Origin of the sequence: Bacillus haikouensis (assembly GCF_013179555.1) — a bacterium.
Taxonomy (GTDB): Bacteria; Bacillota; Bacilli; order Bacillales; family Bacillaceae_B; genus Rossellomorea; species Rossellomorea haikouensis_A.
The window spans coordinates 1-5,147 of the sequence record NZ_JABMCR010000278.1; the positions used below are offsets into that span (position 1 = coordinate 1).

5 protein-coding genes are annotated in these 5,147 nt (G+C 42.9%); 3 read left to right on the forward strand and 2 right to left on the reverse strand.

Annotation, left to right across the window (positions count from 1 at the left end; all coding sequences use genetic code 11):
• Both HP456_RS19535 and megL read left to right on the forward strand, forming a co-directional pair.
• On the forward strand, positions 1–731 hold a 731-nt coding region (locus HP456_RS19535; RefSeq protein WP_172254206.1), incomplete at its 5' end, for a sensor domain-containing diguanylate cyclase.
• Positions 732–928: 197 nt separating this feature from the next.
• Complete coding sequence (megL, locus tag HP456_RS19540; RefSeq protein ID WP_172254208.1) at positions 929–2,131, forward strand: methionine gamma-lyase; 1,203 nt, start codon at positions 929–931, stop codon at positions 2,129–2,131.
• 353 nt (positions 2,132–2,484) lie between these two features.
• Here megL and msrC read toward each other — a convergent pair whose 3' ends face one another.
• Complete coding sequence (gene msrC, locus HP456_RS19545; RefSeq protein ID WP_172254214.1) at positions 2,485–2,970, reverse strand: free L-methionine (R)-S-oxide reductase MsrC; 486 nt, start codon at positions 2,968–2,970, stop codon at positions 2,485–2,487.
• Positions 2,971–3,227: 257 nt separating this feature from the next.
• On the opposite strand from msrC, the gene refZ reads away from it, so the two are divergent.
• The gene (gene refZ, locus HP456_RS19550) at positions 3,228–3,881 is read left to right on the forward strand and encodes a forespore capture DNA-binding protein RefZ (RefSeq protein WP_172254210.1); all 654 of its coding nucleotides are present in this window, start codon (positions 3,228–3,230) and stop codon (positions 3,879–3,881) included.
• Between the two features lie 226 nt (positions 3,882–4,107).
• Here refZ and hisJ read toward each other — a convergent pair whose 3' ends face one another.
• Complete coding sequence (hisJ, locus tag HP456_RS19555) at positions 4,108–4,905, reverse strand: histidinol-phosphatase HisJ (protein ID WP_312857796.1); 798 nt, start codon at positions 4,903–4,905, stop codon at positions 4,108–4,110.
• Positions 4,906–5,147: the final 242 nt, after the last annotated feature.

Here is a 5,147-nt window from a genome sequence, read left to right on the forward strand (position 1 = left end):
AAGAGCGTGATTCGATTTTCTTAGGAGACATCAGTGATAAACTGGATCAACCGGAATACTTGTCGCTCATGGCTGTACCGATGATACAGAATGAAGCGCTGATCGGTTTCTGTGTCGTACTGCATACAGAGCCCTATATGTTTTCGTTTGATATGTACAAGCTCCTGCAGTCATTCATTCATCATTCCGCGCTTGCGATAACGAATGCGACATTGAGGGAAGAACTTGAGCATTTGGTCATAACCGATCATATGACGAAATTGTTCGCCCGGCATTATCTTGATGAGAAAATGGAATCGGCGATGAAGGAAGACGGACTCGGCACCCTGCTTCTGATCGACATTGATGACTTTAAAGCTGTAAATGATAATTATGGACATCAAATCGGGGATGAAGTCCTGATACAGGTAGCTTGCTTGCTAAAGGACTGCGTATATGAGAAGGGATTTGCTGCACGCTGGGGCGGGGAGGAAATGGCTGTGTATCTGCCCGGTTTTGAACGTAAAGAAGCGCTTGTCATCGCGGAAACCATTGTAGATCTGATATCATGTGAAACAGAGCCGCGGGTTACTCTCTCGTGCGGGCTTTCAAGCTGGAAAGATCAGGAGGAAAGAAGTCCGAAGTCAGTGAAGGAATTGGTCAAAAAAGCAGACGAGGCACTTTATCTAGCAAAAAATAATGGTAAGAACCAGGTAGTGGAAGACGTGGATGCACGACTTTTGATAAAGTAAAGGCATGTAAACCGGCGGCTCTTTGAGCAGCCGGTTTTTTATGTCATACGCCGTGAAGAAAATTGCCCATTTTTGCAAATTTTTGTGTTTTATCCTTTAATACGTTAATGTAAACGCTTTCTTTTTAGTGAGGTTTATCATATCCTAGAATAGAAGAGTAACAGATCTTAGAGGGAACATTTTGGGAGGAATACTGGATGAAGGATGAGAAACAGTTCGAGACACGCGTGATTCATGAGGGGTATAAGTCTTCTCAGCATTTTGATAGTTTAGCACCCCCATTATATCAAACTTCAACCTATACTTTTGCCAATGCGAAGCAGGGGGAAAATCGTTTTGCAGGGGAAGAGGAAGGATATATTTATTCGCGGCTGGGCAATCCGACGGTGGGCATTCTGGAAGAGAGAATGGCATCGCTTGAAGGTGGAGGAGCAGCTCTTGCTTTCGGTTCAGGGATGGCTGCCGTTTCAGCGGTGCTCTTTTCACTGACTAAGTCAGGGGATCATATTCTTTGCTCCCAAGGGGTGTATGGCTGTACTTTCGGGCTGCTTGAATTGTTGAACGAAAAGTTTGCGATCGGGCATGATTTCTCAGCAATGGACACGGAAGAGGAAATCCGGTCGATGATCAAGGAGAATACAACCTGCATTTATGTTGAAACTCCAATCAACCCGACGATGCAATTGATAGATTTGCAGATTGTTGCCAGGGTAGCCCGTGAAAAGGGGATTCCAGTTGTTGTAGATAATACGTTCTGTTCTCCTTACTTGCAGAGGCCGCTTGAACTTGGCTGTGATATTGTCATTCATAGTGCGACAAAATACATTGGCGGGCACGGGGATGTCATTGCAGGTATCGTGGCTGGTTCACAGGAGAAAATGTCCGAGATCAGGATGACCACCCAAAAGGATATCGGAGGAATCATTTCTCCATTTGATGCATGGTTATTATTGAGAGGATTGAAAACTCTGGCGGTACGACTGGATCGCCACTGTGAAAGTGCCGACAAGATTGCCGGACTGCTGGCTACTCATCCTGCAGTGGAACAGGTGATTTATCCGGGGCGCACGGATCATCCACAACATGAAATCATGAAGAAACAGATGAAAAAGCCCGGCGGAATGATTTCTTTCAGCATTAAAGGGTCGAAGGAAGATGCACAAAGGTTCATGGACGATCTGCACATGATCAAGATTGCGGTCAGCCTGGGTGATGCAGAGACATTGATTCAGCATCCCGCGACGATGACACATGCTGTCGTACCGGAAGAATCACGTGAAAAAATGGGGATCACAGATACTCTCCTCAGACTTTCTGTTGGTCTCGAATCGTCAGATGATATCTGGAATGACCTTGAACAGGCCTTGAATAAAGTGAAGTTTCCAAGCGATGTCATGTAAAAATAAAAAAAGAGGCTGGGACAAAAGTGTTTTAGCATAAGTAAAACCCGAACTAAACTGCCTTCTAACAGGCAAATTAGTTCGGGTTATTATTTTGTTCAATGTACACTTAAGTTTTAGCACTTTCCAGCGGTTGATTGGAGTGCAAGACGAAGACTCCTGCGGGAGAAGTGGCCAATGTGAGACCCCGCAGGCTTGCCGAGGAGGCTCACGGGCTACCCGCGGAAAGCGAAGTCTTGCACGGAAATCATTAGCGGCATTAAGAACATACGCCTCTGAAATTGTTCGTCTTTATATCGTGGTTTATTCGTTTTGTCCCAGCCTTTTTTTTCGTGTTTTTAAATCAACTCAGATTAAAGATGATTCATCAGTTCTTCTGTAAATACTTCGAGGTACTTCTGATCTTCTTCATCAAAGCGTGATTTTTCAGGACTGTCGATATCCAGCACTCCCACCAGCTTCCCATCTTTTACGAGGGGGATGACGATTTCAGATTTGGATGCTGCGTCACACGCGATATGTCCAGGGAAGCTGTGTACGTCTTCTACTACAAGGGTCTTTCTTTCACTTGCGGAAGTACCGCACACACCCCGCCCCAATGGGATACGCACACACGCAGGAAGACCCTGGAATGGCCCTAATACGAGCTGGTTGCTTTCTTCCTCATATAAATAGAACCCTACCCAGTTGATCCGGTCGAGAAATTGATTCAATAAAGCGGAAGCATTGCTTAAATTTGCAATTTTATTCGGTTCCCCGTCGAGAAGAGCTTTTAGCTGCTTCGTGACAAGGCCGTAACTATCTTTCTTCGGACCCTGATATTTTTCTGCTTGAAACATCATCATTTCCCCCAATTCTACAAAATCAGTGTGAATTCCTTGTCATATCGCACACAGCATAGAAATACTGTCGAGAAATACTTAAAGGAATACTTCAGATAAAAGCGAAATCTTTGAGTAAACAGATTATGAAAAGTCTATTAGACCATTTTTAGCACATTTTCTAAAAAGCTTCAATAGATTCGATTTAAACCAACCTTTTCGGCAGCTCAAATTTCAAAGGGGAATAACTTAAATAGAAAGAAAAGAGGGAGAATATGAAAAAGGGACAATCCTCTGCTTCACCAAAGGACGCAATTTTTCAAGCGGCTGTTTCACTGTTTTATGACCATGGATATGACGGTACCTCTGTTAGGGGCATCGCAGGGAAAGCTAAAGTGAATCCTGCTACGATTTCGTATTATTTCAAAGGCAAACAGGGACTGTTGGAGGCATGTTTCACCCATTTCTTTGAACAATATCTGCAGTTTCTTCAAGAAGAAGTGGATGCACTTAAATATATTCGGGCAGATTTATGCCTGAAGCGTGCAGTATTTAAAATACTGAAATTCCAGAGTGAAAACCATCAATTGTCCCGATTCATTTGGAGGGAAGTGTCGATCGATTCTCAAGTCGTTCGTGAAATCATATCTTCCTATCTCATGAAGGAAAGGTTTTACATGAAATGCCTGTTTGAACAGGGTATGATTGACCGCTCCTTTAAAAAACAGCCAATCAGCTTCCTCGTCATTCAATTGAAATCGATGCTGACAATGCCGTTTTTGAATAGCCAGCATTTGAGAGAAGTATGGCAGATGTTTCCTCAGGAATACTATTTTGTCGATCAGTATTATCAGAACATCGATCAATGGATCAATCTTTTGATGGCAGCAGAAGGAACAACGGATTACAAAAAAGAACTCATCATCTAATTGTACGGACTGCTGAACACCGCTGTTCAATTCCGTGCAAGACTTCGCTTTTTCGCGGGTGGCCAGTAAGCCTCCTGGATACCAACGGGGACTTCCATTAGCGCAGGAGCATTCGTCTTACAGTCCGATTACAGCTGGAGCCACCATGTTATATGCACTAATCATTATCTATTTAATTATCAAAAAAGAGATTGTCCAAAATATGGGGGCAATCTCTTTTTCACTTTCATTTAAGCTTCATGGTATGTCTTCCCTGATCCAGACCGTTTGCAGAGTGGGCATCGGATCCATAGACTGTTTTGATTCCGAGTGAATGTGCGCGGTCGATGATGTCCTTGGGCGGGTAGGATTCACCGCAGTGAGGCTTGATGATACCCGCACCATTATAATCGAGCTCAAGCCCCCTCTCTGCCACAGCTTTCAAGATTTTTTCGATTTCATGGGTGAATGGTTTGGACGCAGGATAAAGCTTTTGAAACTTTTTGACGAGGGTGATATGTCCGATACGTTTCGGCTTGAATGCTCCAAGGTCTGCTTCAACCGATTTTAAAAGGGTCCTGTAATAATTAGTGTACACAGTATCTGCCGAGCCGCAGTAGTCGATCATACTGCGAAAGACCTCTGGACTGAAATCGAGGCAGTCCCACTTATTCTGAGAATATAAAAAATGGACTGATAGTATACTGTCATCCAAACGATCACCCCAGCTATTGAGAAAATCAGTCGTTTCCTTCTCGAATCCCTCGATATAGTCGACTTCCAAACCTGATTTGATCGTAATTTGATGTTTATATTTTTCTTTCAATTCATCAAGGGAGTCAAAATATGCGGATACCTCTTCTTCCGCCATACCGCTGTCCCGGTCTGGCGTTGTGTCAGTAAAGCCTGCAGGGAGGGGCGCATGCTCCGTGAATGTCAAGTGTGTATATTGAAGGGAAATGGCTTTTTCAATATATTCATGGAATGAATCTTTGCTTCCATGAGGGCAAAAAGGAGTATGAATGTGTCCGTCGACCTTTTTCAACAAAAAACACCTACTTATCTTAAATCGTCAACAATTTTCTGTGTATATTTCACTATTTTTAGAGAAAACAGTAAAATTTAACTTTTTACAGTTGAAAAATAGAATTTATTAGTCAAAAATTGTCGTTCTCATGGTATCATTATAACAATGAGTATTTATTAATGAAACTTTCAAATTTATATAGATGTCTACTGAATAGTTGAACAGGGGGCTTAAGATGCAATATGTCATCGCTGGAATCA